The 15264-nt window shown below is 64.4% G+C and carries 15 protein-coding genes and 1 riboswitch; of the genes, 9 read left to right on the top strand and 6 right to left on the bottom strand.

Annotated features, from left to right (window positions below):
• The first annotated feature begins 60 nt into the window (after window positions 1-60).
• Both ligB and K5H97_RS02615 read left to right on the top strand, forming a co-directional pair.
• Window positions 61-1731, top strand: coding sequence for an NAD-dependent DNA ligase LigB (ligB, locus tag K5H97_RS02620; RefSeq protein ID WP_028688328.1), 1671 nt, complete (start codon window positions 61-63; stop codon window positions 1729-1731).
• Between the two features lie 59 nt (window positions 1732-1790).
• Entirely contained in the window at window positions 1791-2186 is a 396-nt protein-coding gene (locus K5H97_RS02615) for a DUF1090 domain-containing protein (protein ID WP_028688329.1), read from the top strand.
• 30 nt (window positions 2187-2216) lie between these two features.
• Here the strand turns inward: K5H97_RS02615 and K5H97_RS02610 are convergent, their stop codons facing one another.
• Window positions 2217-2663 (bottom strand): c-type cytochrome, encoded by a 447-nt coding sequence (locus K5H97_RS02610; protein ID WP_028688330.1) that lies wholly within the window; start codon window positions 2661-2663, stop codon window positions 2217-2219.
• 119 nt (window positions 2664-2782) lie between these two features.
• Between K5H97_RS02610 and mltA the strand changes: the two genes are divergently transcribed.
• A complete protein-coding gene (mltA, locus tag K5H97_RS02605; protein ID WP_028688331.1) occupies window positions 2783-3934 on the top strand; it encodes a murein transglycosylase A in 1152 nt (383 codons plus the stop codon).
• 69 nt (window positions 3935-4003) lie between these two features.
• Here the strand turns inward: mltA and K5H97_RS02600 are convergent, their stop codons facing one another.
• Together K5H97_RS02600 and K5H97_RS02595 are read right to left on the bottom strand one after the other, a co-directional pair.
• A complete protein-coding gene (locus K5H97_RS02600) occupies window positions 4004-4390 on the bottom strand; it encodes an MAPEG family protein (RefSeq protein WP_028688332.1) in 387 nt (128 codons plus the stop codon).
• 31 nt (window positions 4391-4421) lie between these two features.
• Window positions 4422-5255 carry a DMT family transporter gene (locus tag K5H97_RS02595; protein ID WP_028688333.1) on the bottom strand — a complete coding sequence of 278 codons (834 nt, stop codon included), beginning with the start codon at window positions 5253-5255 and terminating at the stop codon, window positions 4422-4424.
• 196 nt (window positions 5256-5451) lie between these two features.
• Between K5H97_RS02595 and K5H97_RS02590 the strand changes: the two genes are divergently transcribed.
• A complete protein-coding gene (locus K5H97_RS02590) occupies window positions 5452-6690 on the top strand; it encodes a cation:proton antiporter (protein WP_028688334.1) in 1239 nt (412 codons plus the stop codon).
• A 45-nt stretch (window positions 6691-6735) separates the two neighbouring features.
• On the opposite strand, the gene K5H97_RS02585 is transcribed toward K5H97_RS02590, so the two are convergent.
• A complete protein-coding gene (locus K5H97_RS02585; RefSeq protein WP_028688335.1) occupies window positions 6736-7137 on the bottom strand; it encodes an acyl-CoA thioesterase in 402 nt (133 codons plus the stop codon).
• 179 nt (window positions 7138-7316) lie between these two features.
• Window positions 7317-7413, top strand: a riboswitch (S-adenosyl-L-homocysteine riboswitch).
• A 21-nt stretch (window positions 7414-7434) separates the two neighbouring features.
• Here K5H97_RS02585 and ahcY point away from each other — a divergent pair.
• From ahcY to K5H97_RS02560, 5 genes are all read left to right on the top strand, one after another.
• Window positions 7435-8844 (top strand): adenosylhomocysteinase, encoded by a 1410-nt coding sequence (gene ahcY / locus K5H97_RS02580; protein WP_028688336.1) that lies wholly within the window; start codon window positions 7435-7437, stop codon window positions 8842-8844.
• 139 nt (window positions 8845-8983) lie between these two features.
• A complete protein-coding gene (gene metF / locus K5H97_RS02575; RefSeq protein WP_028688337.1) occupies window positions 8984-9829 on the top strand; it encodes a methylenetetrahydrofolate reductase [NAD(P)H] in 846 nt (281 codons plus the stop codon).
• Between the two features lie 98 nt (window positions 9830-9927).
• A complete protein-coding gene (locus K5H97_RS02570; protein WP_028688338.1) occupies window positions 9928-11004 on the top strand; it encodes a hypothetical protein in 1077 nt (358 codons plus the stop codon).
• A gap of 38 nt (window positions 11005-11042) precedes the next feature.
• Entirely contained in the window at window positions 11043-11843 is an 801-nt protein-coding gene (locus K5H97_RS02565) for a substrate-binding periplasmic protein (RefSeq protein WP_248691129.1), read from the top strand.
• A gap of 222 nt (window positions 11844-12065) precedes the next feature.
• Window positions 12066-13958, top strand: coding sequence for a DEAD/DEAH box helicase (locus K5H97_RS02560; RefSeq protein ID WP_028688340.1), 1893 nt, complete (start codon window positions 12066-12068; stop codon window positions 13956-13958).
• A gap of 84 nt (window positions 13959-14042) precedes the next feature.
• Here the strand turns inward: K5H97_RS02560 and K5H97_RS02555 are convergent, their stop codons facing one another.
• Window positions 14043-14621 (bottom strand): YceI family protein, encoded by a 579-nt coding sequence (locus K5H97_RS02555; RefSeq protein WP_028688341.1) that lies wholly within the window; start codon window positions 14619-14621, stop codon window positions 14043-14045.
• Window positions 14622-14655: 34 nt separating this feature from the next.
• Window positions 14656-15207: a cytochrome b gene (locus K5H97_RS02550; RefSeq protein ID WP_028688342.1), complete on the bottom strand. Its 552-nt coding sequence runs from the start codon at window positions 15205-15207 to the stop codon at window positions 14656-14658.
• Between the last annotated feature and the right edge of the window lie 57 nt (window positions 15208-15264).

Raw genomic sequence — 15264 nt, 5'->3', positions numbered from 1 at the left:
TGCCCACACCGTCACCCGCCTAGGCTAAGGACACTTTCCCGCCTTGCAAGGATGCCGGCCATGCCATTGCTGCTGATCTTCATTGCACTGCTGTTGCACCACCCCGTCGCCCAGGCAAGCACCTGCCCGGCCTGGGACACGGCGCAGGCCGAGGCCGAGGTCGCCCAGCTGCGTGCCACCCTCGCCCACTGGGACGAGCAGTATCACCGCCAAGGCGTCGCCCTGGTGGCCGATGAGCTCTACGATCAAAGCCGCCAGCACCTGCTGGAGCTTCAAGCCTGCTTTGGCCTCTCCCACAGCGATTCCCCGCTGGCCAGCGCACGCGGCACAGCCCCCCACCCGATACCTCACACCGGCGTCGGCAAGCTCGCCGACGAGCAGGCCGTAGCCCGATGGCTGCAGGGCAAACGCAATGTCTGGATGCAGCCGAAGGTCGATGGCGTCGCGGTCTCGCTGATCTACCGCCAGGGCCAGCTGACAGGCCTGCTGAGCCGTGGCGATGGAATACTGGGGCACGATTGGAGCCGGCACATCCCCTTGCTGAGCGGCATCGTGCAGCAACTTTCCCAACCGCTGGACGCGGTGTTCCAAGGCGAGCTGTACTGGCGCCTGAACAACCATGTGCAGGCCGAGGCAGGCAGCGCCAATGCCCGCGGCACCGTCGCCGGGATGCTGGCACGCACGCGGATGAGCGAAGAGCAGGGCGCAAGCATCGGACTGTTCGTCTGGGACTGGCCACACGGCCCGGATAACCAGGCCGAGCGCCTAGCACGCCTGGCAACACTGGGCTTCACCGACAGCCAGCGGCTGAGCGTGGCCATCGATGGCTTTGCCGAAGCCGCGCGCTGGCGCCAGCACTGGTACCACTCGCCCCTGCCCTTCGCCACCGACGGCGTGATCCTGCGCCAGGACAGTCGCCCGGCGGCGCAGCGCTGGCGCGCCCAGGCGCCCTATTGGATCGCTGCCTGGAAATACCCCTTCACCCAGGCGCTGGCGCAGGTCAGGGATGTGCAGTTTCGAATCGGCCGGACCGGGCGCATCACGCCCTTGCTGGTATTGCAGCCAGTGACCCTGGACGACCGCCGGATAAACCAGCTCAGCCTCGGATCGCTGGCGCGCTGGAAGGAGCTGGATATCCGCCCGGGTGACCAGATAGCGGTCAGCCTGGCCGGCATGACTATCCCACGCTTGCATAGCGTGGTGCATCGTGCCGCTCGACGCCCCATCGTGCAGGCTCCGGATCCGGCGACCTACCACGCCTTCAGCTGCTGGCAGGCAGTCGAGGGATGCCAGCAGCAGTTCATCGCCCGCCTTGCCTGGTTGAGCGGCAAGCAGGGCCTCGACCTGCCTGGCATGGGGGCCGAAACCTGGAAACGCCTTGTCGAAAGTGGCCACATCGTGCAGTTGACCGATTGGCTGAGCCTCGATCAGAAGCAGCTGCTCGAGGTACCCGGGATCGCCGAGGCACGAGCCAGGCAATTGCATGCGGCTTTCGCTCAGGCCCGCCAACAGCCCTTCCAGCGTTGGCTGCGGGGCCTCGGCATACCCGCGCCGTCCAGCCTGCAACTGGGCCCCGACTGGCCCACACTGGCCTCCAGAAACATCGAGCAATGGCTTGCCGAACCTGGCGTCGGGCCCGGTCGTGCCGAGCAACTGCAGGCTTTTTTCGCCCACGAGCAGGTCCAGGGACTTGTCGGAAACCTGCGCAACCATGCAATCGAGGGTTTCTAATTTGCGCGGATCAGGGCAGCATTTCGCTTTCCGCTGCCCTGCCCGATATGGAGCCCCCGATGAAACTGCTTTCGTCCCTCGCCCTGTCCACCCTGCTCGGCTTCGCCGCCAGCCCGCTGCTGGCTGCCCAAGAGCAGCCGGGCCTGACCGGCTGCGCAGCCAAGCGCCAGGCCATCAGCGAACAGATCGAACAAGCCCGCGCCCATGGCAACAGCGACCAGCAAGCAGGCCTGGCAAAGGCCTTGGACGAAGTCACCGAGCACTGTACCGATGCCGGTCTGCGCAAGGAACGCGAGCAGAAGGTGCTCGACGCCCGCCACGAAGTGAACCAGCGCACCAAGGACCTGGACAAGGCCATGAAGAAGGGCGACGCGGAGAAGATCAACAAGCGCAAGGACAAACTGGCCGAGGCGAAGAAGGAGCTGCAGGAGGCCGTGGACGAGCTCGAACGCTAACCGGATAGCTTCCCACAAGAGCCCCTTGGCTCAGTGATTGCGAAACTCGCTATGACAGGCCTTGCACGCCGCCTCGACCTTGTCCATCGGCGCCTTCACCTGGGCTGCGTCCAGTGGCTGGGTACGGGTCACCGCGACCAGCTCGCCAGTGACGCCCTCCAGTTGCCGGGCCAGGTCCTGAAATCGCGCCTGGCGCTCCCAGACCGCGGCCCGCGCGCTGCTATCACCCGCGTCGCGCGCCTGTGGGAAGTGCTGCCACGGTGCATGGGCCAGGCTGTCCAGCTTCGCCGCGCCATCGGCGAACTTCACGCCGTCGAAGGGCAAGCGCCCGCGCAGCATGCCGCCCATGTCTTCGCTGGTCTTGAGCATCTGCTTGAAGATCGCCTTGCGCTGGCCCAACGGCGAGTTGGGGTCGACGCCGTCACAGGCGCTCAGGGCAAGGGCGGCGAGCAGTACTACGGTCAATCGCTTGAACATCACGGTCTCTTCGGCCAGGAAAACGGGCGGCCAGTATCGCCGCCCCGGGGGCAAAGACCAATAGCCACACAGAAAACAGGGGTGAATCTTCATGCTTTTCCCCACACAGGATCGACAACATGAAATCTGCATTGCGCCATTTCGCTTGGGCACTGCCCGCCCTGGCGCTCCTGGCCGGCTGCAACGGCGGTGAAAGCGCCAAACCCGAACCCCACGCCATCGCCACCTACGTACCAGCTACTTTCAAGGATCTGCCCCAGGTCAGCGACGACGACCTGTTGGCCGGCTTCTACGCCTGGCGCAATGGCTGCGAGAAGCTAAGGCGCGACCCGGTGTGGGCCGCCACCTGCGAAGCAGCCGGCTCGGCAACGGCGAATGCCGCCCAGGTGCGCACCTTCCTCGAACAGAATCTGCAGGTCTATGCCCTGCGTTCGGCGCAGAACAGCGCCAACGGCCTGATCACCGGCTACTACGAGCCGGTCTACCCCGGCAGCCTGGCCCGCACCGACAGCGCGCATGTACCGGTGTATGGGGTGCCCGAGGACATGATCGTGGTCGACCTGGCCAGCGTGCACCCCGAGCTCAAGGGCAAACGCCTGCGCGGGCGCCTTGACGGACGGGTGCTCAAACCCTACGACACCGCCGAGGTGATCAACCGCGACGGCGCCAAGGCGCCGGTGCTGGCCTGGCTGACCGACCCGATGGACCTGCAATTCCTGCAGATTCAAGGCTCGGGCCGTATCCAGCTGGAGAACGGCCGCCAGTTGCGCCTGGGCTACGCCGACCAGAACGGCCACCCGTACCGCCCGATCGGACGCTGGCTGGTGGAACAGGGACAGCTGCCGAAAGAGGAGGTGACCATGGGCAGCATCCACGCCTGGGCCCAGGCCAACCCGCAGCGCGTGCCCGAGCTGCTGGCCAGCAACCCGAGCTACGTGTTCTTCAGTACCCGCCCGGACAGCAACGAGGGGCCGCGCGGCTCGCTCAACGTGCCGCTGACCGCAGGCTACAGCGTGGCGATCGACCGCAAGGTAATCCCCTTGGGCAGCCTGCTGTGGCTCTCCACCACCCGCCCGGACGGCAGCCCGGTGGTGCGTCCGGTCGGCGCCCAGGACACCGGCGGCGCCATCACCGGCGAAGTGCGCGCGGACCTGTTCTGGGGCACCGGCCACGAGGCCGGCGAGCTGGCGGGGAACATGAAGCAGCAGGGACAGATCTGGATGCTGTGGCCCAAAGGTCAGCCTTTGCCTGAAGTGCCGAAAGTACCCTGACAGACGCTATCGCGGGGCAAGCCCGCTCCCACGATGATTGCGTGGGAGCGGGCTTGCCCCGCGATCCATTCAGATCGATACGACGAAGAACGACACAATCAGCGCCATCCCAACGAACCACACCAGCGAACGCAGCACCGCCCAGTCCGCCAGGTAGCAGATGATGTAGAGCAGCCGGCTGGTGATGTACACCACCCCCAGCACATCCTGGGTCACCTGCTCGGCATTGCCGACGATATCGGCCACAAGAACCGCCGCGGCAAACGCGGGAAACGCCTCATAGCCGTTCAGCTGGGCAGCATGGGCGCGTCGAGGCAACCCTTCCAGCTTGTCCAGGAACGCACGCGGGTCGTGATTGGCGCGCAGGCCAAAATACCCGCTGCTGAGCTTGGCGATCAATGCGCACAGCGGCGGCAGGAACAGCGCGACGAGAATGCACCACAGGGCAACGGTCATCTACAGGACTCCTTGTTCACAGAGGATCGGTTCACAGCTTCATCACCAGCATGCCGGCCAGGACCAGCCCGCAAGCTAGGAGTCTCGGCCCGCCAAAAGGTTCTTTGAGGTAACGCATGCCCAGCAACACCACGAGGATCACGCTCAGCTCGCGCAGCGCCGCCGCCTCCGCCACCGATCCCAGGTGCATGGCCCACAGCACCAGGGCGTAGCTCAGCAGCACGCACACCCCCACCGCCAGCCCGAGACGCCACTGAGTGCGCCAAAACATGGCGAACGGTGCCCGCCGCGCCACCCCGGCCAGCAACGGGAACGGCCAGGCGCTGAGCAGGGTCAGCCACACCAGGTAATCCCAGGGCTTGCCCCACAGGCGCACGGCCTGGCCGTCGAACCAGGTGTAGCAGCCGATGCACAGGCCGATCAGGGCCACCACCGGCAGCATCGACCAGGGCAGGCGATCACCGCCACCACCCTGCCACAACAGGCAGGCCATGCCGCAGGGGATCAGCAGGATGCCGATGATCTGCTGCTGGCTGAGCGACTCGCCGGCAAAAGCCAGGGTCAGTCCGAGCACGACCAACGGCGACAAACCACGCATCAACGGATAGACCAGCCCCAGGTCACCGACGCGATAGGCTTTGATCAGCAGGTAGCGGTAGAGCTGCTCGGCCAGCGCCGATGCCAGCAGCCAGGGCCAGATGCCCGCCGGGGGAAAATCGACGAACGCCACCGCCAGAATGGCGAAGACCAGTGCGACCAGGTCCATGCTGGCGATCACCAGAAGGCGTTCGCCGCTGAATTTGATGAGGGTGTTCCAGGTCGCGTGGAGCAGGGCTGCGACCAGTACCAGGGAGGTTGCCAGCACGCGGGGCTCCTTGCGCAATGACCAGGCGGCTGCACGCACTATAACGCTTGCTCCCATTAAGAATCTGCAATCCGTTCTGAGGAACGAATTTGGTATTTCCGGTCATAAGGTGTGTCCCGAGCCCCGCGCCAGATCATCCAAGAACTGCCCGAGTTACTCGGGAAACGACTTGGAAGCCACTGTTACAGGATTCGGGATGCTTGAATTAGTTGCCGCGTTTATCTGCCTCACCACCCTCCTCACCTATGTGAACTACCGCTTCATCGGCCTACCGCCGGCCATCGGCGTGATGGTCACCGCACTGCTGTTCTCCCTGATACTGCAGGGCCTGAGCCTGATCGGCTTCCCCGGCCTGGAAGAGCGCGTCGAAGGCCTGATGAACCAGATCGACTTCAATGACCTGTTGATGCACTGGATGCTGTCGTTCCTGCTGTTCGCCGGCGCCCTGCACGTCAACCTCGCTGACCTGCGCAGCTACCGCTGGCCGATCGGCCTGTTGGCCACTATCGGGGTGCTGATCGCCACCGTGGTGATCGGCTACCTGGCGCACTGGGTGTTCGCTCTGTTCGGCTGGAACGTGCCGCTGATCTACTGCCTGCTGTTCGGCGCGCTGATCTCGCCAACCGACCCGATCGCCGTGCTCGGCGCGCTGCGCACCGCCAACGCCTCGAAACCGCTGAAGACCACCATCGTAGGTGAGTCGCTGTTCAACGACGGCACCGCGGTGGTGGTGTTCACCGTGCTGCTGGGCATCATCCAGCTGGGCGAGACCCCGAGCGTGTCTGACACGGCCCTGCTGTTCGCCCGCGAAGCCATCGGTGGAGTGGTGTTCGGCGGGCTGATCGGCTACGCCACCTACCGCATGATCAAGAGCGTCGAGCAATACCAGGTCGAGGTCATGCTGACCCTGGCGCTGGTGATCGGTGGCTCGGCCATGTGCTACGAGCTGCATGTGTCGGCGCCGATCGCCATGGTGGTGGCCGGCCTGATTATCGGCAACCTGGGGCGCAACCTGGCGATGAACGACATGACACGTCGCTACATGGACGGATTCTGGGAACTGATCGACGACATGCTCAACGCCCTGCTGTTCGCCCTGATCGGCCTGGAGCTGTTGCTGCTGCCCTTCAACTGGCTGCACCTGGCGGCCGGTGGCGTGCTGGCGCTGGCGGTGCTGGCCTCGCGCCTGCTGACCGTGGCGCCAGCCATCGTGTTGCTGCGCCGCTGGCGGACCGTGCCGCAGGGCACCATCCGCGTGCTGACCTGGGGCGGCCTGCGTGGTGGCGTGTCGGTGGCCCTGGCGCTGTCCCTGCCACAGGGCGATGAACGTGACCTGCTGCTGTCGATCACCTACATCGTGGTGCTGTCGTCGATCCTGGTGCAGGGTCTGACGGTCGGCAAGGTGGTGCGCAAGGTCAGCACACAAACCGAGTAATAGCGAGGGAGCGGCGGTGCGCCGCTCCCACGAACGCTCCAGCGCTTATTCGACCGCGCTGTCCGGGAACTGATCCTGGATGTACTTGATCTCGGTACGCCCGTGCGGCGCCGGCAGCCCGTCCTCGCCGAGGTTGACGAAGACCATCTTGTCGACTGTGAGGATGGCCCTGCGAGTGATCTTGTTGCGCACTTCGCACTTGAGGGTGATCGAAGTGCGGCCGAACTCGGTGGCGGTAATGCCCAGCTCGATGATGTCGCCCTGGCGCGAGGCGCTGACGAAGTTGATCTCGGAAATGTACTTGGTCACCACGCGCTGGTTGCCCAGCTGGACAATGGCGTAGATCGCCGCCTCCTCGTCGATCCAGCGCAGCAGGCTGCCGCCGAACAGGGTGCCGTTGGGGTTGAGGTCTTCGGGTTTTACCCATTTGCGGGTGTGAAAGTTCATCTGTACTCCTGACCTGCCTGGCTCACATGGGCTAATGATGGCAGACCGCTCGGCCACCCTCCATTGAACATCGACTATCGTCTCGATTAATCGACAGAAAGTCTTGGGTGTGTCACACGCCCGCGGCTATAATCCCTGCCGTTTCACATGGTCTCCCGCAGTGGTGGCCATCCCGCCACCCGACCGAGGGGCGCTGCAGCAGGCTCGGCCTGTCAGGCTCGGTTGGGGCGTTGTCCGCGCAAGCGGACGCTTAACGCACAACGGCGCCCATTCGCACACTACGAATGGAGGCTCTCAATGAGCGCTGTAAACACGCCTGCTGGTTTTTCCGACTTCAAGGTCGCCGACATCTCCCTGGCCGACTGGGGCCGCAAGGAAGTCATCATCGCCGAATCGGAAATGCCGGCACTGATGGGCCTGCGCCGCAAGTACCAAGCCGAGCAACCGCTCAAGGGCGCGAAGATCATCGGCTGCATCCACATGACCATCCAGACCGCCGTGCTGATCGAGACCCTGGTCGCCCTGGGCGCTGAAGTACGCTGGTCGTCGTGCAACATCTTCTCCACCCAGGACCAGGCCGCCGCCGCCATCGCCGCCGCCGGCATCCCGGTGTTCGCCTGGAAAGGTGAAACCGAGCAAGAGTACGAGTGGTGCATCGAGCAGACCATCCTGAAAGACGGCCAGCCATGGGACGCCAACATGGTCCTGGACGACGGCGGTGACCTGACCGAAATCCTGCACAAGAAATACCCGGCCATGCTGGACAAGATCCACGGCGTGACGGAAGAGACCACCACCGGCGTGCACCGCCTGCTCGACATGCTGGCCAAGGGCGAGCTGAAAGTCCCGGCGATCAACGTCAACGACTCGGTCACCAAGAGCAAGAACGACAACAAGTACGGCTGCCGTCACAGCCTGAACGACGCCATCAAACGCGGTACCGACCACCTGCTGTCGGGCAAGCAGGCCCTGGTGATCGGCTACGGCGACGTGGGCAAGGGTTCGGCCCAGTCCCTGCGCCAGGAAGGCATGATCGTCAAGGTCACCGAAGTCGACCCGATCTGCGCCATGCAGGCCTGCATGGACGGCTTCGAAGTGGTCTCGCCGTTCAAGGACGGTATCAACACCGGTACCGAAGCAGGCATCAACAAAGACCTGCTGGGCCGCATCGACCTGATCGTCACCACCACCGGTAACGTCAACGTCTGCGACGCCAACATGCTCAAGGCCCTGAAGAAGCGTGCCGTGGTCTGCAACATCGGCCACTTCGACAACGAGATCGACACCGCCTTCATGCGCAAGAACTGGGCGTGGGAAGAGGTCAAGCCGCAGGTGCACAAGATCCACCGCACCGGCGCTGGCGTATTCGACCCGCAGAACGACGACTACCTGATCCTGCTGGCCGAAGGACGCCTGGTGAACCTGGGCAACGCCACCGGCCACCCAAGCCGCATCATGGATGGCTCGTTCGCCAACCAGGTGCTGGCGCAGATCTTCCTGTTCGAGCAGAAGTTCGCCGAACTGCCAGCCGCCAAAAAGGCAGAGCGCCTGACCGTGGAAGTGCTGCCGAAGAAGCTGGACGAAGAAGTGGCCCTGGAAATGGTCCGCGGCTTCGGCGGCGTGGTCACCCAGCTGACCCCACAGCAGGCCGAGTACATCGGTGTGACCGTCGAAGGTCCGTTCAAGCCGGACGCCTACCGCTACTAAGCAGCGGCGCCAGCGCCGGGCTATCGCCCTGGCGCTGGCTGGCAACGCGTCGTACCGATGTCCGAGCCAGGCCGGCCCCAACCGTCCTGGCTTTTATTTGCAGGTAGCCGCCCCGGGCGCGCCACCGAAGGAACGAGAGATGTCACAAGAACGCCGCTACAGTTTCGAGTTCTTCCCAACCAAGACCGACGCCGGCCACGAGAAGCTGATGGGCGTCGCCCGCCAGTTGGCCAGCTACAACCCGGACTTCTTCTCCTGCACCTACGGTGCCGGTGGCTCGACCCGCGACCGCACGCTGAACACCGTGCTGCAGCTGGAAAGCGAAGTGAAGGTCCCCGCCGCCCCGCACCTGTCCTGCGTGGGTGACAGCAAGGACGACCTGCGCGCCCTGCTCGCCGAGTACCAGACCGCCGGCATCAGGCGCATTGTCGCCCTGCGCGGCGACCTGCCATCCGGCATGGGCATGGCCAGTGGCGAGCTGCGCTACGCCAGCGACCTGGTCGAGTTCATTCGCCAGGAAAGCGGCGACCACTTCCACCTGGAAGTGGCCGCGTATCCGGAGATGCACCCACAGGCGCGTAACTTCGAGGCAGACCTTGCCAACTTCGTGCACAAGGTCAAGGCCGGCGCCGACAGCGCCATCACCCAGTACTTCTTCAACGCCGACAGCTACTTCTACTTCGTCGAGCGCGCACAGAAGCTGGGCGTGGACATCCCGGTGGTGCCCGGCATCATGCCAATCACCAACTACAGCAAGCTGGCACGCTTCTCCGACGCTTGCGGCGCCGAGATCCCGCGCTGGATCCGCAAGCAGCTGGAAGCCTATGCCGACGACACCGCCAGCATCCAGGCCTTCGGCGAGGAAGTGATCACCCGCATGTGCGAACAACTGCTGCAAGGCGGCGCACCGGGCTTGCACTTCTACACCCTCAACCAGGCCGAGCCGAGCCTGGCGATCTGGAACAACCTGAAGCTGCCACGCTGAAAGATGTTGCCGGTAACAATTAATTAGAGCCATGAAGAAGGCTTTGCCTTAGGCTAAAGCCTTCTTCACTTCCGCCTCGCAATAGGTTACCGGCCAGCATGCAGCACCCTCATTCCGCTCACCCTCAGCTCGTCTACCTGGCATTCGGTCCGGCCACTTACCATCAGGAGGCCTGCTTCAGCATCGTCAGTGCCTTGGCACACCTGCGATCCACCCCCGGCGTGTCCATGGACATCCAGGTCTACACCGACAACGCCGAGCCCTATTACAACCTGCCGGTCACCGTTCACCTGCTCGACGAGGCCACCCGCAGAACCTGGAACCAGCCACACGGCTACCATTTCCGCAGCAAGCACGTGCTGCTGCGCCAAGTCCTTGGGCACCACCCGCTGGCCGTGCTCATCGACACCGATACCTTCTTCCGTACCTCACCCAAGCACCTGTTCGACCGTGTCACAACCGGCAGCCTGCTGTGCAACGCTATTGGCGGACGCTACGGCGAGAACCAGAAATGCCTGCTGTACAAGAACCTGGTCGGCATTCTCGAAGAGCGCGGTCTGGCCGACCGCCAGATGCCGCTGGTCAACTCCGGCGTGATCGGGCTCACCGCACAGGATGCCCCGATCCTGGACCAGTCCATCGCCCTGATGGACGAACTGCACCCATTGGCCAGGGAAGCCTATACGCTCGAGGAGTTCTGCCTTGCGGTGGTGGCTTACCGTACGCTCAAGCTCAACGAGTGTACCGACGTCATCCACCATTACTGGAGCCGCAAAGCCCAGTTCCGCGCAAAGATCCAGGCCTGGCTGCACAAGCACGGCGACGCGCCGTTGAGCGAGGCGGCACTGGCGGACGTTGCGCTGGTCAACGACCAGCTCCCCCGCCCACCGGCTCTGCAACGCCTTGCATACAAGGCCTTGAGCCTTACACTTCCCAGCAAGGAGCGGCAATTCGCTCGCGAACTGTTGTATGGCTGCTACCCCTACGAAAACGAATTCGATCGGGCGTGCGCCTGCGCATGGTGGGACAAGGCCCTGGAAAACCTTACCCAACGCGAGGGGCAACCGGCCCCTGAGCAATTGCGTAAGTGCCTGCGCCACCCCGGACTGCGCCTAGCGCTGGGCCAGCGCAGGCAAGAGATCGAGACGCACCTGCTGAAACAGCGGCAGGCCTGACCCGCATGCCGGGCGTGCCACTGCGGGGGCTCCCCACGTTGACCCCGCCACGCGCCAGGTACAAGGTCATCCATGCTCTCTGCCTGTTATGGCTTGCCTGCCTGACTTCCCTGGCCCATGCCGAACGCCTGCGCATCGTCAGCGACGACTGGGCGCCCTACCTCTACCAGGAAAACGGTCAGCCCAAAGGCATCGACTACGAGGTTACCGAAGAGGTATTCAAGCGCCTGGGCGTCGAGGTGCAATGGCAGTTCCTGCCCTGGCGGCGCTGCCTGGCCATGGTCGAGCAAGGCCAGGCGGACGCGGTAATGGACATTTTCCGCGTCGACTCGCGCCAGGGTTACCTGGTCTACCCGGACGAACCCATGTCAGAGGTCGAGTTCGTCCTTTACCAGGCCCGCTCGCGCCCCCATCCGGTCAAACGCCTAGAAGACCTGGCCGGGCTGACCGTGGGCACCTCGCCGGGCTATGTCTACGACGGCGACTTCGCTGAATCGCCGCTGTTCCGCCGGGAACCGGCGCCCAGCCACCAAGCCAACTTTGGCAAGCTGGCGCTCGGGCGCATAGACCTGCTGGTGACCGACCGCAAGGTGGGTCGCTATGTCAGCCGCCAGCTTGGCCTGGAGCAGACCGTCGAGGCGCTGCCCCTGGTGATCAGCCGCCGCCAGCAGTACCTGGGGCTGGCCCGCAAGCCAGGGCGCGAGCATCTGGCACAGGCGTTCAGCGAAGAACTGCGACGCTTCAAGCAGGAGCCGGCCTATGCGGCGATCAACGCCCGCTACCTGGGCAATCAGGACTTTCCTTTCGCCGTTGAGCAGCAGGAACGCAGCACACCCTGATTGCTCTGTTATACTCGAGCCTTCCCGCCAGGCTCACGCCCGGACGCTCGGCCTCGCAACAGGCATCTCGACCCGCAGCAGCGCACCTTGCGCGCCGCCTGCTGGCATCCAGGATGCGCCGTGAACGCCCAGCTGGACCGGACGCGATCGCATCCTTCCGATGCCCGTCGCGCCAGGCAGTACACCCCATCGGGCCCAGCCCCCACGAGAACAGGATTGCCCATGTCCTTTGCTTCCCTCGGTCTCTCCGAGGCTCTTGTCCGCGCTATCGAGGCAGCGGGCTACACCCAGCCCACTCCGGTGCAACAGCGGGCCATTCCCGCCGTGTTGCAAGGTCGCGACCTGATGGTCGCCGCCCAGACAGGTACTGGTAAAACCGGCGGCTTCGCGCTCCCCATCCTCGAGCGCCTGTTCCCGGGTGGCCACCCCGACAAATCGCAACGCCACGGCCCGCGCCAACCGCGCGTGCTGGTGCTGACCCCGACCCGCGAGCTGGCCGCCCAGGTGCATGACAGCTTCAAGGTCTATGCCCGCGACCTGAACTTCATCAGCGCCTGCATCTTCGGCGGCGTCGGCATGAACCCGCAGGTCCAGGCCATGGCCAAGGGCGTCGACGTCCTGGTCGCCTGCCCGGGTCGTTTGCTCGACCTGGCCGGCCAGGGCAGCGTCGACCTCTCGCGGGTCGAGATCCTGGTGCTGGACGAAGCCGACCGCATGCTCGACATGGGCTTCATCCACGACGTCAAGAAAGTGCTGGCGCGCCTGCCGGCCAAGCGCCAGAACCTGCTGTTCTCGGCGACCTTCTCCAAGGACATCACCGACCTCGCCGACAAGCTGCTGCACAATCCCGAGCGCATCGAGGTCACGCCGCCAAACACCACCGTCGAGCGTATCGAGCAGCGTGTCTACCGCCTGCCGGCCAGCCACAAGCGCGCCCTGCTGGCGCACCTGATCACCCTGGGTGCCTGGGAGCAGGTACTGGTGTTCACCCGTACCAAGCACGGCGCCAACCGCCTGGCCGAGTACCTCGAGAAGCACGGCCTGACTGCCGCGGCAATCCACGGCAACAAGAGCCAGAACGCCCGCACCAAGGCCCTGGCCGACTTCAAGGCCAACACCGTGCGCGTGCTGGTCGCCACCGACATCGCCGCCCGCGGCCTGGACATCGACCAGTTGCCCCACGTGGTCAACTTCGAGCTGCCCAACGTCGAGGAAGACTACGTTCACCGCATCGGCCGTACCGGCCGTGCCGGTCGCTCGGGCGAGGCCATCTCGATGGTCGCCCCAGACGAAGAGAAGCTGCTCAAGAGTATCGAGCGCGTCACCAAGCAGAAGATCCCGGACGGCGACCTGATGGGCTTCGACGCCTCCCAGGTCGAGGCCGAGAAGCCGGAAGTCCGCGAGCGCCAGCAGAACACTGGTCGCGGTGGCCGCAACCAGCAACCTCGCGGCGAAGGCGGCAAGGAAGGCAGTGGCGGACGCAAGGACAAGGGCAAGGACAAAGGCCGCAACAAACCTGCGGGCGAGAAGCAGGCCGACAAGGAAAAGACTGGCGACAAGCAGCAAGGCCAGCAGCAGCGCAAGCCGCGTGACAAGAAGCCACGCCAGCAGCAGGTCGCACAGGGCCAGAAGGCCATCCCCTCGGTCCCCGCCGATCGTGACCCGGAAGAGTTTCTGGACGACGATGTGGATAACTTCGGCAACCGCGCCGACTACGTCAGCCCTTACCAGAACGCCAAGAATCAAGGCCGCAACCGTCGCCCAGGTGGCAATGGCGGACAAGGCCAGGGCCAACGCAGTGGTGGTGGCCAGGCTCAAGGTCAAGGCCGTGGTAATGGCCAACAGCGCCAAGGCCAAGGCTCGGGTGAAAAACGCCCGCGCAACGGTGGTGGCAGCAATGGCGGCGCTCGTCGTGACAACAACGGAGGCCGTAACCGCCGTGACGAATCGGCTCGCCAGGAACCCGCCGTGCGCAATCCGCGCGAGTCTCAGAGCGCGCCGGTGATCATTCGCAAGGAATCCAAGCTCGACCGTTACCCGACGCCCGAGCAACTGGACGACCTGCCGAGCCGCCCACGAGGTGAGCGTCCGGCGCTGCTGACTCGCAAGGGTTAAGAGCGCAATCGCGGGCCTGTCCCGTGCGGAACCCAAACAAAAACGCCGCCCAATGGGCGGCGTTTTTGTTTCCAGCGTAGCGAACTACTTCTGCTTCACACCTTCGACACTGATATCCAGGTCCAGGGTCTGGGAGGTCGGGCCTGGGCCTTTGATCCCGAAGTCGTTCAGGTTCAGCGTAGTGGTGGCGTTGAAGCCAGCGCGCTCGCCACCCCATGGGTCCTTGCCTTCACCGTTGAACACAGCCTTGAAGGTGACCGGCTTGGTCACGCCGTGCAAGGTCAGGTCGCCGGTGACGTCAGCGGTCTTCTCACCGGTCGACTTGACGCTGGTGGAGACGAACTTGGCCTGAGGGTACTTCTTCACATCAAGAAAGTCGGCGCTGGCAATGTGCTTGTCACGCTCGGCGTGGTTCGACCACAGGCTGGCGGTCTTCAGGTCGACGCTGATCTTGCTGGCCTCGGGCTTGGCGCTGTCCCAGGTGAAGTTGCCGTCGAAGTCCTTGAAGGTGCCGTGGATGAAGCTGTAGCCCAGGTGGCTGATCTTCCAGTCAACGAACGCGTGCTGGCCTTCCTTGTCGATCTTGTATTCGGCGGCCATGGCCTGGCCGGCGGAGATCAGGGCGGTACCGAGCGCCAGAGCGGCAAAAGTCTTTTTCAACATCCTTACTTCCTTCCTTTGCAATTGAGGTTGAGAGTCAAGCTTTGCGGCCCAGCATGCGAGTCAGGGTCGCGTCACGGTCGATGAAATGGTGCTTGAGTGCCGCCAGGGCATGCAGCACCGCGAAAATCACCAGGCCCCAGGCCAGCCAGAGATGGATCACCCCGGCGGTGTCGGCCTGGTCAGGCAGGTCGCTGATCAGCGCCGGCACCTCGAACAGGCCGAACACCGGAATGCCGACACCGTCGGCAGTGGAAATCAGGTAGCCGGCGACCATCACCGCGAACAAGCCCAGGTACAGCGCCAGGTGACCCAGCTTGGCGGCCAGGCGGGTGACCTTGCCATGGTTGGCCGGCGCCGGCGGTGGCGGGCTGATGAAACGCCAGAGCACACGCAGCAGCATGGCGGCCAGCAGTACCAGGCCGATGCTCTTGTGCAGGTCGGGGCCGGTCTTGCGCCATGGGTTGTAGTAGTCGAGGCCGACCATCCACAGGCCCAGGCCGAACAGGCCGAAGACCGCCAGCGCCACGCCCCAGTGCAGGACGATGCTGACCAGGCCATAGCGGGAAGATGAGTTGCGCAGTTGCATGTTGGCGTATTCCCCGTGAAAGCTGCGCACAAGACTAGCGCTTAACGCATCGAATAA

Origin of the sequence: Pseudomonas mosselii, from assembly GCF_019823065.1 — a bacterium.
Lineage (GTDB): Bacteria > Pseudomonadota > Gammaproteobacteria > Pseudomonadales > Pseudomonadaceae > Aquipseudomonas > Aquipseudomonas mosselii.
Note: the sequence above shows the minus strand (reverse complement) of the source record. Positions and strands in the feature narration are given on the sequence as shown.